The sequence below is a fragment of the Azospirillum sp. FG154 genome, assembly GCF_057809575.1.
Genome location: NZ_JBMDKF010000007.1, coordinates 89,054 through 103,169, shown reverse-complemented (window position 1 = coordinate 103,169; position 14,116 = coordinate 89,054). Strand labels below are relative to the sequence as shown.

Genomic DNA, 14,116 nt, shown 5'->3' with positions numbered 1-14,116 from the left:
AGCCCCAACGGGGGAGGATGGTCTGTGACGGTGGCCGCTGCGGCTCAGGCCACTTTGGGATAGCGCTTCGTCCAGATTTCCAACTGGGCGACATGTTCGGCCTCTTCGGCGGCGAACTCTTCGGCCATCATGCGGACTTCCGAATCGGTGGTGGTGCGCGCCACGTCGGCGTAAAAGGCTTGGCCCCGCCGTTCGCTGTCCAACGCCAGCTCCAGCGCGTATTCCACCGTCATCAGATAATGCGAGCCTTCCATCGAGGCCGCTTCCGGGCTTTCATCGTCGGGCCACTGGAAATCCTCCGGGGCCAGATCGGGGATCTTGCGGAAACCGGACCGCTTGCGCGCCTCGGCCAGATGCATGCGCGAGAAGGTCGCCATCTGCCCGAAAAAGGCGGCGATCTCCGTGTTGCCATAGGTTTTCATCGACTCCGACAGGTCGGAGAAGCGGTTGGCGGCGTCCTCTTCCAGCGCGCAGGCGTGGGCGAGGAACAGGGCGGCGTCGTGGATGCTGGTCATGAATCCCTGCGTGTAGAAGAAAGGCCCGACGACGGTAAAACCATAGCATTTTTACGGTCATGGCGCGCGACCCGATCCCAACCACGGCAGGGTGCGACCTTTTGCCCCGGTTTGGAAAGCGGTTGCCTTTCCGGCGGTTTTCCGGCAGCGGAGTCGGCCATGACCACGCCGAACCGCCCCGCGCCCAACCGCCCCGCCTTCGCCCCCCTGCCCATCGATCCCGTCCTGCCCGCCCTGCTGGCGGCGCTTGAGACGCGCGGGACCGCCGTGCTGCAAGCGCCGCCCGGCGCCGGCAAAACCACCCGCGTGCCGCTGGCCCTGCTCGATCAACCCTGGCTGCGCGGGCGCAAGATCCTGGTGTTGGAACCCCGGCGGTTGGCCGCCCGCGCCGCCGCTCGGCGGATGGCGGCGATGCTGGGCGAGGCGGTTGGCGAAACGGTCGGCTACCGGGTGCGGCTGGATACGAAGGTCGGGCCGCGCACCCGGATCGAGGTGGTGACGGACGGCCTGTTCCTGCGCCAGCTTCAGGACGACCCGGAACTGTCCAGCGTCGGCGCCGTCCTGTTCGACGAATTCCACGAACGCGGCATCGACAGCGATCTGGCGCTCGCCCTGGTGCAGGAGGCACGGGGGGCGCTGCGCGACGATCTGCGGTTGGTGGTGATGTCGGCGACGCTGGACGGCGGGCCGGTCGCCGCCCTGCTCGGCGACGGCGTTTCCGGCGACGCCCCCATGGTGACGAGCGAGGGCCGCGCCCATCCGGTGGAAACCCGCCATCTCGACGCGCCGCCGCCGGGCAGCCGGGTTGAGGACGCGGTGGCCGCCACCGTGCGCCGCGCCCTGCGGGAGGAGAGCGGCGACGCCCTGGTCTTCCTGCCCGGCGCGGGCGAAATCCGTCGGGTTCTCAGCCAGTTGGAGCAATCGGATTTGGGCGGAGACGTCATCCTCGCCCCGCTCTACGGCGATCTGACGACCGAGGCGCAGGACCGCGCCATCGCCCCATCGCCGCCCGGCGCGCGCAAGGTGGTTCTGGCGACCGCCATCGCCGAAACCAGCCTGACCATCGAAGGCATCCGCATCGTCATCGACAGCGGCCTGATGCGGGTTCCACGGTTCGACCCGCGCGGCGGCATGACCCGTTTGGTGACGGTCAAGGTCAGCCAGGCCTCCGCCGAACAGCGCCGGGGCCGCGCCGGACGGTTGGAGCCGGGCGTCTGCTACCGCCTGTGGCCGGAGGCGACGCACAAGGCGCTGGCCCCCTTCAGCGCGCCGGAGATCCTGGACGCCGACCTCGCCCCGCTGGCCCTGGAGCTGGCGATGTGGGGGGTGAGCGATCCCGCCGCCCTGTCCTGGCTCAACCCGCCGCCCGCCCCGGCGCTAGCGCAGGCGCGCGATCTGCTGTCCGGCTTGGGCGCGCTGACCGACGGCGGGGCGATCACCCCGCATGGTCGCCGCATGGCGGGCTTTGGCGTGCACCCCCGGCTGGCCCACATGATGCTCGCGGGCCAAGCCCTGGGGCATGGCGCGCTGGCCTGTCTGGTCGCCGCCCTGTTGGGCGAGCGCGACATCGTTCGCGCCGCCCCCGGCTTTCGCGACGCGGATCTGCGCCTGCGCGTCGATCTGCTGCGCGGGCAGGAGCAGGGCGGGCGCGGCGCCGCGCGCGGTTTGAGTGTGGATCGCGGCGCCGCCCAACAGGCGATGAAGCAGGCGCGAAGCTGGCGGCGGCACTTGGGCCTGCGCGAGGGCGATGAGGGCGACAGCGACGCCGTCGGCCTGCTGGTCGCCCTGGCCTACCCCGACCGCATCGGCCAGCGCCGCCCCGGCGGCGGGCCGGGCGGAGTCGCCGCCCAATTCCGGCTGTCGGGCGGGCGCGGCGCCTATTTTCAGGACGCGGAACCCTTGTCGGCGGAAGACTGGCTGGCGGTGGCCGATCTGGACGGCGCGGTTCGCGAATCCCGCATCTTTCTGGCGGCGCCGGTCACGCTGGCCGATCTGGAGGACGCCTTCGCCGACCACATCCGCGTCGAGACCATCGTCGCCTGGGACGCCCGCGAACAGACGGTGCTGGCCCGCCGCCGCCGGATGCTGTTCGCCCTGATTCTGAAGGACGAGCGGCTAACCAACCCGCCCGCCGAGGCGATGACCGCCGCGATGCTGGAGGGCGTCCGCGCCATGGGGCTGGACTGCCTGCCCTGGAGCGACGAGTTGCGGGCGTGGCGCACCCGAGTCGCCTTCCTGCGCCAGCGCGAGGGGGTGGAATGGCCCGACCTGTCCGATTCGGCCCTGCTCGCCACGCTGGAGGATTGGTTGGCCCCGTTCCTGGACGGCGTGTCGCGCCGCGTCCATCTCGACCGCGTCGATCTGTCCAGCGCCCTGCGCAATCGGTTGCCATGGGAGATGAAGACGCGGTTGGACGCCGAAGCGCCGACCCATGTCGAGGTGCCCAGCGGCTCCCGCATTCCCATCGACTATGATGGCGACGAGCCAGTGTTGGCGGTGCGCTTGCAGGAGATGTTCGGACTGGCCGAAACGCCGCGCATCGCCGGGGGGCGGGTTCCCTTGCTGCTGCATCTTTTGTCGCCCGCCCGCCGCCCGGTCCAGGTGACGCGCGACCTCGCCAGCTTTTGGGCCAACGCCTACAAGGCGGTGAAGGCCGATTTGAAGGGCCAGTACCCCAAACATTACTGGCCCGACAACCCGCTGGAGGCGGAGCCGACCGCAAGGGCGAAACCAAGGGGGCGTTGACCAAACGCGGTAGTCCCACGTTCATTTTTAAGGGATGAATACAGCTTTACAGCAGCCCAAGCGACGCCATAGCTTCAAACTGTTGAGCGCTGGACGACAGAGAGGATCAATGATGGCAAAGCCGTTCGCCCGCCCGCCTTTGCCGCCATCCATCTCACCAGCGCGCGCGACGACTCCGCCTGCTCCCGTCGGATCCGCTCCCCCTCCGGCGTGGCGGCCAGCGGCGGCCCAGCCGTCCACCGGCAAGCCGCCGACATCCGCGTTTCGCTCCCCCCAACCTATCCCACCAGTGACCGGCGCGGCGTGGCGGACAAACGCGCCGCCGCCCCCACCTGTCGCCCAAACGCGGCAAGCCATTCCAGCAGTCGTCACGCTGCCCCCCGTCCAAGCACGCGCGACGGCTGCGACCACAATCCAAGGGCGTTTGGCGTCGCCACAGCCGCCCAAACCCGCCGCGCGCCCCGCGCCACACCGCCCGCTGGTCGTTCAGCCAATGAACGCTGGCGGCGTAGACGCCCCTGGAGAGCGGATCACGAAGCGGAGAATTCTCAATCCGCTGCTTTACAACAATGAGCCATTCAACGATGACGGCAATTTGTCGGACGCCACCGAACCCGACGACGGCACTCTTGTCATCGAAGTTGGAAATCAGAAGAATCCAAAAAAGAAAGAAAAAAGAAAAGTTGAAGATATTTTCTTCAACAAGAGTCGACGGGCTGGGAAAAAAGTCAATCGCTTCATAAAAGCCGACTCGAACCTCGATCTGGAAGGCGACGCCCAAGCCATTCGGGACGCCATCAAAGACAAAAAAAGCCGGGGCCCAACAACCGTTGTCTGCGTTCTGTCTGAAAAGACAAAGGGCGGAGTCACGCGATACGCCAAGCTGTGTTACTGCAACAATGGAAACTCCATCAGCACGCCGATGCGTCAGATGGCTGAAGCGCTTGGCTATGACTTCATTCAATCGACAAAGGCCCATGCTGAAGCCGCAGCGATCCTGCATCATAAATATTATCAAAATTCATATAAGATAATCGCAATGGGTTGCGACAAACCTCATTGCGCAGAGTGCTCACAAATCATGATTCAAAATATGGCTGTTGAGGAAAAAGGCGAAGGCGACAGTCCTCCAACACAATATATTCCAACAGTTTCAGCAATGTCGAATGTACGTTTCCCAAATTACACCTTGTTGAGCACCGCGTTCAATTCGTTGCTTGGACTTGGTGACAAAAGCCGTCCTTTCCCGAAAGCCGGCGAGGAAATTCCAGGTCCGGGAAAATCAACAACCGTAGATTTTGACCCCAACGCCGTCAAACTCATGGATGGCTTTGAAAAGTAGAATCATACATGCCGCCCCCCATGACCACGCGTGCAAAACCAAGAGCGCGCTGAACCATCCCTGTTGCAAATCATCCGAGCGGTGTATCCTGTTCGTGTCATCACACGGGAGGTGTCGCCATGCCCGTTCTCGACGCCGGACAGCGCCAGAAGATTGAGGAGGCCTTGATCCGCAAGGCCGAGGATCTGGCGCGCCGGATGCGGCGGGAGGCGGAAACCGCCCCGCCCGACCAGATCGACGCCCTGGCCGCGACAATGACCGAGATGCTGAAGGCCAAGGAATTTCCCAGCGTCCGCGCCGCCGAGTTCCGCGAAATGACCAAAATCATCCAGCGCGGCGTCTACCAGCACAGCGTCGATTCGTTGCTGATCCAGGCCGAACGCTGCGGCCATCGCGGCGACGACAAGGGCCGCAACGCCCTGTTGACCAGCGCCAAGGACCATTTCGCCAAGGCCCTGCGCTTTGGCGCCGACGACGAGTTCCGCCACGGCGTCGAACGTCGGGTTCAGGCCACGCTGATGACCAGCAAGGACGGGGTGGACGACCGCACCAAGGACGCGGCCAAGCGCAAGCTGGAGCAGCACGACGTCGGGGCCAAGCCGCCCAACGGCGTCGAACACCGCCGCGCCATCCGCTACATGGATCCGGTGCTGACGGTGGACGCCGAAGGGCGGCGCTGCACGACGGTGAATTGGAGCACGCGCGGCCTGCTGGTCGATCTGCCGCCGGAGGAGTTCAGCCACGCCGTCGGCGGCAAAATGCGGCTGGAGTTGCGTTGCGCTGAATTGCCGGGCGTCGGCGGGCGGCAAATCGCCCATGTCGTCCGGCTGGATCCTGACCGCCACGCGGTGGCCCTGACCTTCCCCGACATCAGCACGGTGATCCTGGAGCTGATGCACGCGATGAAGGACGCGGGCATTAAGCCGGAACCGGAACGGTAAAGGGCGGCGGCGCGCCCGCTGCCTCTCCCCCCTCTGTCCAAGACCCGACAATCCACAGTGATTGTCAGCTATCGCACAGCCCGCAAAAACGAACAATCCAGCGCGTTCAACAGCTTAGCATATGGCGCACGCCTTGCATTGCCCGATCCCGACAGCCGCATTCGGCGCCAAGGCGGGAGAACGGGCATGCTCCAGGACAAGATCCAGGACGTCTTCAACGAACCGGGATGCGCGACCAACCAAAGCAAATCGGCCAAGGACAAGAAGAAAGGCTGCACCAAATCCCTGAAGCCGGGGGCCGCCGCTGGCGGTTGCGCCTATGACGGCGCGATGATCGTGCTGCAACCGATCGCCGACGCCGCCCATCTGGTCCATGGCCCGATCGCCTGCCTGGGCAACGCCTGGGACAACCGGGGAACCAAGTCGTCCGGTTCCCAGCTTTACCGCACCGGCTTCACCACCGATTTGTCGGAGCTGGACGTCATCAACGGCGGCGAGAAAAAGCTGTTCCGCGCCATCAAGGAAATCATCCAGCAATACGACCCGCCCGCCGTCTTCGTCTATCAGACCTGCGTGCCCGCCATGACCGGCGACGACATCGCGGCGGTCTGCAAATTCGCGACGCAAAAGCTGGGCAAGCCGGTGATTCCGGTGGACGCGCCGGGCTTCGTCGGCTCCAAAAATCTCGGCAACAAGCTGGCGGGCGAGGCGCTGCTCGACCACGTCATCGGCACGGTCGAACCCGACTACACCACCCCGACCGACGTCTGCATCATCGGCGAATACAACCTTGCCGGTGAATTGTGGCTGGTCAAGCCGCTGCTCGACGAGATCGGCATCCGCCTGCTGTCCTGCATCTCCGGCGACGGTCGTTACAACCAGGTCGCCCAGGCCCACCGGGCGCGCGTCACCATGATGGTGTGCAGCCAGGCGCTGGTGAATGTCGGCCGCAAGATGGAGGAGCGCTACGGCATCCCCTATTTTGAAGGCTCCTTCTACGGCGTGTCGGACATGTCGGACACGCTGCGCACCATGACCCGCATGCTGGTGGAGCGCGGGGCCGACAAAAGCCTGATCGACCGGGCGGAGGGCGTGATCGCCCGCGAGGAAAGCCGCGTCTGGCGCCGCCTGGAACCCTACAAGCCGCGCTTCGACGGCAAGCGCGTGCTGCTCTTCACCGGCGGCGTCAAGAGCTGGTCGATGGTCAGCGCGCTGGAAGGGGCCGGTCTGACCATCCTCGGCACCTCGACCAAGAAATCGACCAAGGAGGACAAGGAGCGCATCAAGAAGATGAAGGGCGACGAGTTCCACCAGTGGGACGATCTGAAGCCGCGCGAGATTTACAAGATGCTGGCGACGTCGCAGGCCGACATCATGATGTCGGGCGGACGGTCGCAGTTCATTTCCTTGAAGGCCAAGGTTCCCTGGCTCGACATCAACCAGGAGCGCCACCACGCCTACGCCGGGTATGACGGCATCGTCAATCTGTGTGAGGAAATCGACAAAACCCTGTCGAACCCGATTTGGCGTCAGGTCCGCCTGCCCGCCCCGTGGGACGTTCCCGCCGCTTCCCCCCTTCTCGCGGCGGAGTGACGGCCATGTCGCACATCCAACGCTTCCCCTCCGCCGCCAAGGCCGCCTCGACCAACCCCCTGAAGATGAGCCAGCCGCTGGGCGCGGCGCTCGCCTATCTCGGCATTGACCGTTGTCTGCCGCTGTTCCACGGCTCGCAGGGCTGCACCGCCTTTGGGCTGGTTCTGCTGGTCCGCCATTTCCGCGAGGCGATTCCGCTGCAAACCACGGCGATGGATCAGGTCTCCACCATCCTCGGCGGCTATGAGAATCTTGAGCAGGCGTTGCGCACCATCGTGGAGCGCAACAGCCCGGCGATGATCGGCGTCGCCACCACCGGCGTCACCGAAACCAAGGGCGAGGATATGGGCGGGCAGTTCACCCTGTTCCGCCAGCGCAATCCCGACATGGCCGACACCGCCCTGGTCTTCGCCAACACCCCCGACTTCACCGGCGGGTTCGAGGATGGTTTCGGCGCCGCCGTCACCGCCATCGTCGATCGGCTGGTCGAACCGTCGCCCGCCACGGTCAAGACGCAAATCAACGTGCTGGCGGGCTGCCATCTGTCGCCCGGCGACGTCGAGGAATTGCGCGACCTGATCGAATCCTTCGGTCTGTCGCCGATCTTCCTGCCCGACCTGTCCTTGTCGATGTGCGGGCGCCAGCCCAGCGACTTCACCGCGACCTCGTTGGGCGGGGTGACGGTCGATCAAATCCGCTCGATGGGCGCGTCGGTCGCCACGCTGGTGATCGGCGAGCACATGCGGATCGCCGGCAACGCGCTGGAGCTGAAAACCGACGTTCCCGGCCATTTTTTCAGCCGTCTGACCGGGCTGGAGGCGTCGGACAAGCTGATCCGCCTGTTGGCCGAACTGTCGGGCCAGCCGGTTCCGGCCAAGATCCGCCGCCAGCGCGACAGTCTGGTGGACGCCATGCTCGACGGGCATTTCTTCTTCAGCCGCAAGCGGATCGTCGTCGCCCTGGAGCCGGACCTGCTCTACGCCGTCACCAGCTTTCTGGCCGACATGGGGGCCGAGGTGGTCGCCGCCGTGTCGCCGACCCAGACCCTGGTCCTGGAAAAGCTGAAGGCGGCCACCGTGATGGTCGGCGACCATTCCGACGTGGAAACGCTGGCGCGCGACGCCGACCTCATCATTTCCAACTCGCACGGGCGGCAGGGCGCGGCGCGGCTGGGCGTGCCGCTGCACCGCATGGGGCTGCCGATGTTCGACCGGCTGGGGGCCGGGTTGACGGTCCATGTCGGCTATCGCGGCACCCGCAACCTGCTGTTCGCCGTCGGCAACCTGTTCCTGTCCGCCGAGATGGACCACGACCACCACCCGGCGGCCCATCACGACGACCACAAAACCGAAGGCCACGCTTGCGGAGGCGGATCATGCGGATGCAGCGCCGGTTGAGCGTGGTGAGCGCCGCTCGCCCCAGCACAGGAGGTTCCATGAAGGTCGCTTTCTGCACCCAGGACATGCAGCACGTCGACGCGCATTTCGGCTGGGCCAAGAACATCGCCGTCTATCAGGTGGACAAGGCCGGTCATTCCTTTCTGGAGACCTTCCAGTTCGGCGGCTCGATGTTCGAGGACGGCAACGAGGACAAGCTGGTGCCGAAGCTGGACGCGCTGGCCGACGTCGCCATCGTCTATCTGTCGGCCATCGGCGCCTCCGCCGCCGCCCGCGTCGTCGCCAAAAAGATCCACCCGGTGAAGGTCGAAGCGACCGAGGCCATTCCGGTTTTGCTCGACCGGCTGGTCGAAACGCTGAACGGCAACCCGCCGCCCTGGCTGCGCAAGGCGCTGGGCGAAACCCAAGAACTCAATTTCGACGACGAAGACGAGGAATAACCCATGCCCGACACCGCAATCGCCGAAAGCGCGGCCTCCCAGGCCGAGGTCGCCGACCAGTTTCTGAAGACCCTGGTCCTGCTGTTCCGCGCCGAGGACAGCTATGGCGCGTGGGAGGGCAAGGCCGACGAGGTTTTGCTCGCCCCCTTCATTCTGGACAAGGAGGCCCGCGCCGCCATTCCGATGATGGGCGACCCCGATCCCGACACGCTGTGGCGGTTGGAGCTGTTCTACAAGGCGGTCGGCATCACCATCGAAAAGCAAACCGGCCTGATGGCCTCGCCGATGATGAAGATCAGCCATGAGGGCTTCGGGCGGATGATCCTGACCGCCGGGCGTCTGGTGGTGATTTCCAAGAATCTGCGCGACGTCCACCGCTTCGGCTTCCCGACCGCCGAAAAGCTGGCCGCCGACGGGGCCAAGCTGGTCGCCGACGCGGTGGACCTCATCAAAAAATACCCCGAAGTCGCCAATCTCTGACCCTCCGAGGATCCCGGCATGAGCGACATCGACGCGCTGAAGGACGAGATCAAAAAGCTGAACGCCCGCGCGACGCAAAAGAAGATGGATTTGCACGACCTGTCGGAAGACCTGCCGCAGGGCTGGCAAAACATCCTGACCGTCGCCCAGGACGCCTATGACGCCTACCGCGCGCTGACCGAAAAGCGCGCGGCGTTGAAGGCGCTGGAAAGCGCGTAGCGGCGGGTTTCCCGCGCCCCCTCCCCGGCCCTCCCCCGCTTTGCGGGAGAGGGAGCGAGGATTTTTGTCGGCGTTCAGCATCCGTCCCCTCTCCCGCAACGCGGGGGAGGGTTAGGGAGGGGGCAAACACCCCACTCCACCCAACCACCCCACAGGCGCCCCTCCCCCCCTTTCCGCGCCATTCGAGAGGAGCATCCCATGGCTGACTTCATCACCGGCACCACCCGTGGCGGCCAAAGCTGGACGCCGAAATTCGTCCAATCCATCGACCAGAAGCAATGCATCGGCTGCGGTCGCTGCTTCAAGGTGTGCGGGCGCGGCGTGCTGAACATGATCGGCATCACCGAAGACGGCGACATCGTGGACGCCTTCGACGACGAGGCCGAAAAGAAGGTGATGACGGTCGAGGAAGCCGCGAACTGCATCGGCTGCGAAAGCTGCTCCAAGGTGTGCTCGAAAAGCTGCATCACCCACGCGGCGGTCGCGGCCTGATTGTTCGCGCCAAGCCGTTCAAACAAACCAAGCCGCCCAAACAAAAAGGCCCGACGCGACGCGCCGGGCCTTTTCTTATGGCGTAAGGAACCAAGCGGCGCGAATCGGACGGGCCGACGGCGCGCGCGGCGTTCACTCAGCGCTCATTCGGTGGTGACTTGCTGGCGCGCCAGATCCAGCAGTTGGGCCATTTCCTTTTCCACGCGGTGGTCGGAAATGTCCACGCCCTTGGCGTGCAGGTCGGCGGCGATGCGGTCGCGGATGTCGTGCGGCCCCGGCGTGCCGATGTCCACCTCAACGATCTGGCGCGCGTAAGCCTGGGCGGCGTCCGCGTCCAACCCCATCAGGCCAGCGGCCCACAGGCCCGCCAGCGTGTCCCGCCGCGTGCGGATGCGAAACAGCAGGTCTTCGTCGTGCTGGAACTTGTTCTCGAAGGCCTTTTCGCGGTCATCGAAGGTCGTCATGGACCCCGGCTCCTTGAATTTGGTTTTCGCTCCCGGATGCTGGATTATACAGCCGGATTGGGGTCGCCGTCACGGTGAAGCCGCAGCCCCCTTGCGGAGATTTCATTGTGGCCCGACATAGCTTTGCGAAACGGAAAAAACAAGGTTCCCCATGTGCAGCGTGATCCTCCTGCGGCGACCGGACGCAACATGGCCTTTGCGGATCGCCGCCAACCGCGACGAGATGGCCGGACGTCCCTGGAAACCGCCCGCCCGCCATTGGCCCGACCGGCCCAACGTGGTCGCCGGGTTGGACGAGTTGGCGGGCGGCTCCTGGCTTGGCCTGAACGACGAGGGGCTGGTCGCCGCCATCCTCAACCGGGAAGGCACGCTGGGGCCGGAAACCGGCAAGCGGTCGCGCGGGGAGTTGGCGCTCGACGCGCTCGACCACGCCGACGCGGGCGAGGCGGCGCGGTCGCTGGCCGCTCTCGACACGCGGGCCTACCGGCCCTTCAATCTGCTGATCGCCGACAACGCCGACGCCTACCTCGTCAGCCATCGCGGCGACAACCCGCGCCACCGGCCCGAGGTGACGGCGATTCCCCCCGGCGTCCACATGATAACCGCCCATGACCTGGACGACGCGCGCGATCCCCGAATCGCCCTCTACCAGCCGCTGTTCGCCCATGGCGCGCCGCCCGACTCCGATGAACCAACCTGGGGCAATTGGCCGGAGCTGCTGGGCAGCCGGATTTGGGAGGGCGAAAAGGGAGAACGCGGGGCGATGGATTTCCGCCTGCCCATGGGCTTCGGCACCGTGTCCAGCGCGCTGATCGCCCTGCCCAGCGTCGAGCGCCCCGACCTGAAACCCGTCTGGCGCTTCGCCCCCGGTCGCCCGTTCGAGACGCCCTTCGACCCGGTGGCGCTGACGTGAGCGGACCGTCGCGCGCGCCAGCCCCGAACCACCGCCCGAACCCCCGGCGTTGTGTTCGCACACCCGGCTTGCTATATCACTGAACGCACCTTCCTGGACCGGCAAGCTCTCTTGTCCGGTCCTTACGCATTTGGACGAACACGCGATGACACGACGCCGGCGCATCTATGAAGGCAAGGCGAAGGTTCTTTTTGAAGGACCGGAACCCGGCACTCTGGTGCAGTACTTCAAGGACGACGCGAGCGCCTTCAACAACCAGAAGAAGGGCGTCATCACCGGCAAGGGGGTGCTGAACAACCGCATCTCCGAGTATCTGATGAGCCGCCTGTCGGAAATCGGCGTTCCCACCCATTTCGTTCGCCGCCTGAACATGCGCGAGCAGTTGGTCCGCGAGGTCGAGATCATTCCGATTGAGCTTGTGGTGCGCAACGTCGCCGCCGGGTCGCTGTCCAAGCGTTTCGGCATTCCCGAAGGCACGCCGCTGCCGCGCTCGATCATCGAATATTACTTCAAGTCGGACGAGTTGAACGACCCGATGGTCTCGGAAGAGCACATCACCGCCTTTGGCTGGGCGGCGCCGCCGGATCTTGACGACATGGTGGCCCTGTCCTTGCGGGTGAATGATTATTTGTCGGGCCTGTTCCTCGGCATTGGGCTGAAGCTGGTCGATTTCAAGCTGGAATTCGGTCGGCTGTGGGAAAATGACGAGATGCGGATCGTGCTGGCCGACGAAATCAGCCCGGACAATTGCCGCCTGTGGGACGTCAAGACCAACGAGAAGTTGGACAAGGACCGTTTCCGCCAGGATCTCGGCAAGGTCGAGGAGGCCTATCAGGAGGTCGCGCGCCGTCTGGGCATCCTGCCCGAAGGCGGCCCCAGCGACGTCAAAGGCCCCAAAACCCTTCAGTGACCACCCTGTTTCACCCCATCTTTCCCTACTTCCTTTAGCGAGCGACATCCGATGAAGGCCAAGGTTCACGTCACCCTCAAGCGCGGCGTTCTCGATCCCCAGGGCAAGGCCATCGCCCACGCGCTGCAAACGCTGGGCTTCGCGGGCGTCGAAGACATTCGCGTCGGCAAGGTGATCGAGCTGCAATTGACCAGCGCCGACGAGGCCGCCGCCCGCGCCGAGGTCGAGGCGATGTGCACGAAGCTGCTCGCCAACACCGTGATCGAGGATTACGCCATCGAGCTGGTGGCCTGATCGTCGTTTGATAAAATTGCGGAACGAGGGCGGCGGATCATGAGCGTTGAGCATCTGACCGCCCTCGACCCGATCTTCGCCGAATGCGTCCGCGTCGGCGGCCCCATGCAACGCGACTTCTCGCGCCCCAGCGGTTTTGTCGGCCTGCTGCGCATGGTGATGGAGCAGCAGCTTTCCACCAAGGTCGCCTTGGCTTTGTGGGACAAGCTGTTGGCCCGGCTGGGCGACGTCACGCCCGCCACGATTTTGAATTCCGACGACGACGCCCTGCGCGCCTGCGGTTTTTCCCGCCAAAAGGTCGGCTACGCCCGTGGCTTGGCCGAGGCGGTCGTCGATGGCCGTCTGGATTTCGCCGCCATCCACGCCCTGCCCGACGAGGAGGCCATCGCCGCGCTCGTCACCCTGAAGGGCATCGGACGCTGGAGCGCCGAGGTCTATCTGATGATGGCGCAGGACCGGCCCGACATCTGGCCCGTCGGCGACCTCGCCATTCAACTGGGCGTGCAGCGGCTGAAAGGCTGGGCGGACAAGCCGACCCCGGCGCAGCTTCTGGCCGTCGCCGAACCCTGGCGCCCCCACCGCAGCCTCGCCGCCAAGCTGGTCTGGCACCATTACGTCAGCCTTCAGGAACAGGCGCGCGCGGCCAAACAAAAGCCCGCCAAAGCAAAGCAAGCCCCCCCAATGATCGACCTGCCCCTGCGCGCCGTTCTGGTTGGTTCCATCGCCCCCTTTGGGCCGGAGGGACGGACCAGCGCCATCCACAAAACGCCGGTCAATGGCCCGCGCGCCGTTGGGGTGAACGGTTTTCTCGACGACGAGCAGGCCGACCGCCGGGTCCATGGCGGGCCGGACAAGGCGATCCACCATTACCCGCTCGACCACCACGCCGCATGGCGGGCGGAGTTGGGGGCGGACATTCCCCATCTGGGCACGCCCGGCGCGTTCGGCGAGAATCTGTGCAGCGAAGGAGTGACGGAGGCCGACGTCTGCCTGGGCGACCGCCTGCGCGTCGGCACTGCCCTGCTGGAGGTGGCGCAAGCCCGGCAACCCTGCTGGAAGCTGAACCACCGTTTCGCCGTGCCGGACATGGCCAAGCGCGTGCAAACCACTGGCCGCACCGGCTGGTATTATCGGGTGATCGAGGGCGGCTCCATCGGCCCCGCCGACCGACTGACCCTGGTCGAACGCCCCTGCCCCGATTGGCCGCTGACCCGCCTGCTGCGGGTGTTGTACGTGGACACGCTGGATCGCGCGGCGCTGACCGACATGGCCGCCCTGCCCGCGCTGGCGCAAAGCTGGAAGACGCTGGCCGAACGGCGCTTGGCCCGCGACGCGGTCGAGGATTGGACCGGACGCCTGACCGGCGGGTGA

At 65.6% G+C, this 14,116-nt stretch carries 15 protein-coding genes; 13 read left to right on the top strand and 2 right to left on the bottom strand.

Annotation, left to right across the window (positions count from 1 at the left end):
* Positions 1 to 44: 44 nt before the first annotated feature.
* Positions 45 to 515 carry a ferritin-like domain-containing protein gene (locus tag ACODS4_RS10535; RefSeq protein WP_488863343.1) on the bottom strand — a complete coding sequence of 157 codons (471 nt, stop codon included), beginning with the start codon at positions 513 to 515 and terminating at the stop codon, positions 45 to 47.
* Positions 516 to 674: 159 nt separating this feature from the next.
* On the opposite strand from ACODS4_RS10535, the gene hrpB reads away from it, so the two are divergent.
* The 9 genes from hrpB (at position 675) to fdxB (ending at position 10,164) form a co-directional block, all read left to right on the top strand.
* Entirely contained in the window at positions 675 to 3,260 is a 2,586-nt protein-coding gene (gene hrpB, locus ACODS4_RS10530) for an ATP-dependent helicase HrpB (RefSeq protein WP_488863341.1), read from the top strand.
* Positions 3,261 to 3,753: 493 nt separating this feature from the next.
* Entirely contained in the window at positions 3,754 to 4,602 is an 849-nt protein-coding gene (locus ACODS4_RS10525; RefSeq protein ID WP_488863339.1) for a hypothetical protein, read from the top strand.
* Between the two features lie 119 nt (positions 4,603 to 4,721).
* Positions 4,722 to 5,543 (top strand): hypothetical protein, encoded by an 822-nt coding sequence (locus ACODS4_RS10520; RefSeq protein ID WP_488863337.1) that lies wholly within the window; start codon positions 4,722 to 4,724, stop codon positions 5,541 to 5,543.
* 186 nt (positions 5,544 to 5,729) lie between these two features.
* Complete coding sequence (nifE, locus tag ACODS4_RS10515) at positions 5,730 to 7,136, top strand: nitrogenase iron-molybdenum cofactor biosynthesis protein NifE (protein ID WP_488863335.1); 1,407 nt, start codon at positions 5,730 to 5,732, stop codon at positions 7,134 to 7,136.
* A gap of 5 nt (positions 7,137 to 7,141) precedes the next feature.
* Positions 7,142 to 8,533: a nitrogenase iron-molybdenum cofactor biosynthesis protein NifN gene (nifN, locus tag ACODS4_RS10510; protein WP_488863333.1), complete on the top strand. Its 1,392-nt coding sequence runs from the start codon at positions 7,142 to 7,144 to the stop codon at positions 8,531 to 8,533.
* A gap of 38 nt (positions 8,534 to 8,571) precedes the next feature.
* Positions 8,572 to 8,973 carry a nitrogen fixation protein NifX gene (nifX, locus tag ACODS4_RS10505; protein ID WP_488863331.1) on the top strand — a complete coding sequence of 134 codons (402 nt, stop codon included), beginning with the start codon at positions 8,572 to 8,574 and terminating at the stop codon, positions 8,971 to 8,973.
* Between the two features lie 3 nt (positions 8,974 to 8,976).
* On the top strand, positions 8,977 to 9,453 hold the full coding sequence (locus ACODS4_RS10500; RefSeq protein ID WP_488863330.1) for a NifX-associated nitrogen fixation protein: 477 nt from the start codon (positions 8,977 to 8,979) through the stop codon (positions 9,451 to 9,453).
* 18 nt (positions 9,454 to 9,471) lie between these two features.
* Entirely contained in the window at positions 9,472 to 9,672 is a 201-nt protein-coding gene (locus ACODS4_RS10495; RefSeq protein WP_298367940.1) for a CCE_0567 family metalloprotein, read from the top strand.
* 198 nt (positions 9,673 to 9,870) lie between these two features.
* Positions 9,871 to 10,164 carry a ferredoxin III, nif-specific gene (gene fdxB, locus ACODS4_RS10490; protein ID WP_488863328.1) on the top strand — a complete coding sequence of 98 codons (294 nt, stop codon included), beginning with the start codon at positions 9,871 to 9,873 and terminating at the stop codon, positions 10,162 to 10,164.
* A gap of 143 nt (positions 10,165 to 10,307) precedes the next feature.
* Here fdxB and ACODS4_RS10485 read toward each other — a convergent pair whose 3' ends face one another.
* A complete protein-coding gene (locus ACODS4_RS10485) occupies positions 10,308 to 10,628 on the bottom strand; it encodes a DUF1476 domain-containing protein (protein WP_488863326.1) in 321 nt (106 codons plus the stop codon).
* 151 nt (positions 10,629 to 10,779) lie between these two features.
* On the opposite strand from ACODS4_RS10485, the gene ACODS4_RS10480 reads away from it, so the two are divergent.
* The 4 genes from ACODS4_RS10480 to ACODS4_RS10465 all read left to right on the top strand — a co-directional run bounded on the left by ACODS4_RS10480 (position 10,780) and on the right by ACODS4_RS10465 (position 14,116).
* A complete protein-coding gene (locus ACODS4_RS10480; protein ID WP_488863324.1) occupies positions 10,780 to 11,541 on the top strand; it encodes an NRDE family protein in 762 nt (253 codons plus the stop codon).
* Between the two features lie 145 nt (positions 11,542 to 11,686).
* Positions 11,687 to 12,451 carry a phosphoribosylaminoimidazolesuccinocarboxamide synthase gene (gene purC, locus ACODS4_RS10475; protein WP_298367922.1) on the top strand — a complete coding sequence of 255 codons (765 nt, stop codon included), beginning with the start codon at positions 11,687 to 11,689 and terminating at the stop codon, positions 12,449 to 12,451.
* A gap of 51 nt (positions 12,452 to 12,502) precedes the next feature.
* Positions 12,503 to 12,745, top strand: coding sequence for a phosphoribosylformylglycinamidine synthase subunit PurS (purS, locus tag ACODS4_RS10470; protein ID WP_298367919.1), 243 nt, complete (start codon positions 12,503 to 12,505; stop codon positions 12,743 to 12,745).
* 39 nt (positions 12,746 to 12,784) lie between these two features.
* Positions 12,785 to 14,116 (top strand): MOSC domain-containing protein, encoded by a 1,332-nt coding sequence (locus tag ACODS4_RS10465; RefSeq protein WP_488863322.1) that lies wholly within the window; start codon positions 12,785 to 12,787, stop codon positions 14,114 to 14,116.

Excerpts from the sequence above, each read along its gene's own strand:
- ACODS4_RS10535 (WP_488863343.1), bottom strand. The coding sequence starts at position 515 with ATGACCAGCATCCACGACGCCGCCCTGTTCCTCGCCCACGCCTGCGCG.
- hrpB (WP_488863341.1), top strand. The coding sequence starts at position 675 with ATGACCACGCCGAACCGCCCCGCGCCCAACCGCCCCGCCTTCGCCCCC.
- ACODS4_RS10525 (WP_488863339.1), top strand. The coding sequence starts at position 3,754 with ATGAACGCTGGCGGCGTAGACGCCCCTGGAGAGCGGATCACGAAGCGG.
- ACODS4_RS10520 (WP_488863337.1), top strand. The coding sequence starts at position 4,722 with ATGCCCGTTCTCGACGCCGGACAGCGCCAGAAGATTGAGGAGGCCTTG.
- nifE (WP_488863335.1), top strand. The coding sequence starts at position 5,730 with ATGCTCCAGGACAAGATCCAGGACGTCTTCAACGAACCGGGATGCGCG.
- nifN (WP_488863333.1), top strand. The coding sequence starts at position 7,142 with ATGTCGCACATCCAACGCTTCCCCTCCGCCGCCAAGGCCGCCTCGACC.
- nifX (WP_488863331.1), top strand. The coding sequence starts at position 8,572 with ATGAAGGTCGCTTTCTGCACCCAGGACATGCAGCACGTCGACGCGCAT.
- ACODS4_RS10500 (WP_488863330.1), top strand. The coding sequence starts at position 8,977 with ATGCCCGACACCGCAATCGCCGAAAGCGCGGCCTCCCAGGCCGAGGTC.
- ACODS4_RS10495 (WP_298367940.1), top strand. The coding sequence starts at position 9,472 with ATGAGCGACATCGACGCGCTGAAGGACGAGATCAAAAAGCTGAACGCC.
- fdxB (WP_488863328.1), top strand. The coding sequence starts at position 9,871 with ATGGCTGACTTCATCACCGGCACCACCCGTGGCGGCCAAAGCTGGACG.
- ACODS4_RS10485 (WP_488863326.1), bottom strand. The coding sequence starts at position 10,628 with ATGACGACCTTCGATGACCGCGAAAAGGCCTTCGAGAACAAGTTCCAG.
- ACODS4_RS10480 (WP_488863324.1), top strand. The coding sequence starts at position 10,780 with ATGTGCAGCGTGATCCTCCTGCGGCGACCGGACGCAACATGGCCTTTG.
- purC (WP_298367922.1), top strand. The coding sequence starts at position 11,687 with ATGACACGACGCCGGCGCATCTATGAAGGCAAGGCGAAGGTTCTTTTT.
- purS (WP_298367919.1), top strand. The coding sequence starts at position 12,503 with ATGAAGGCCAAGGTTCACGTCACCCTCAAGCGCGGCGTTCTCGATCCC.
- ACODS4_RS10465 (WP_488863322.1), top strand. The coding sequence starts at position 12,785 with ATGAGCGTTGAGCATCTGACCGCCCTCGACCCGATCTTCGCCGAATGC.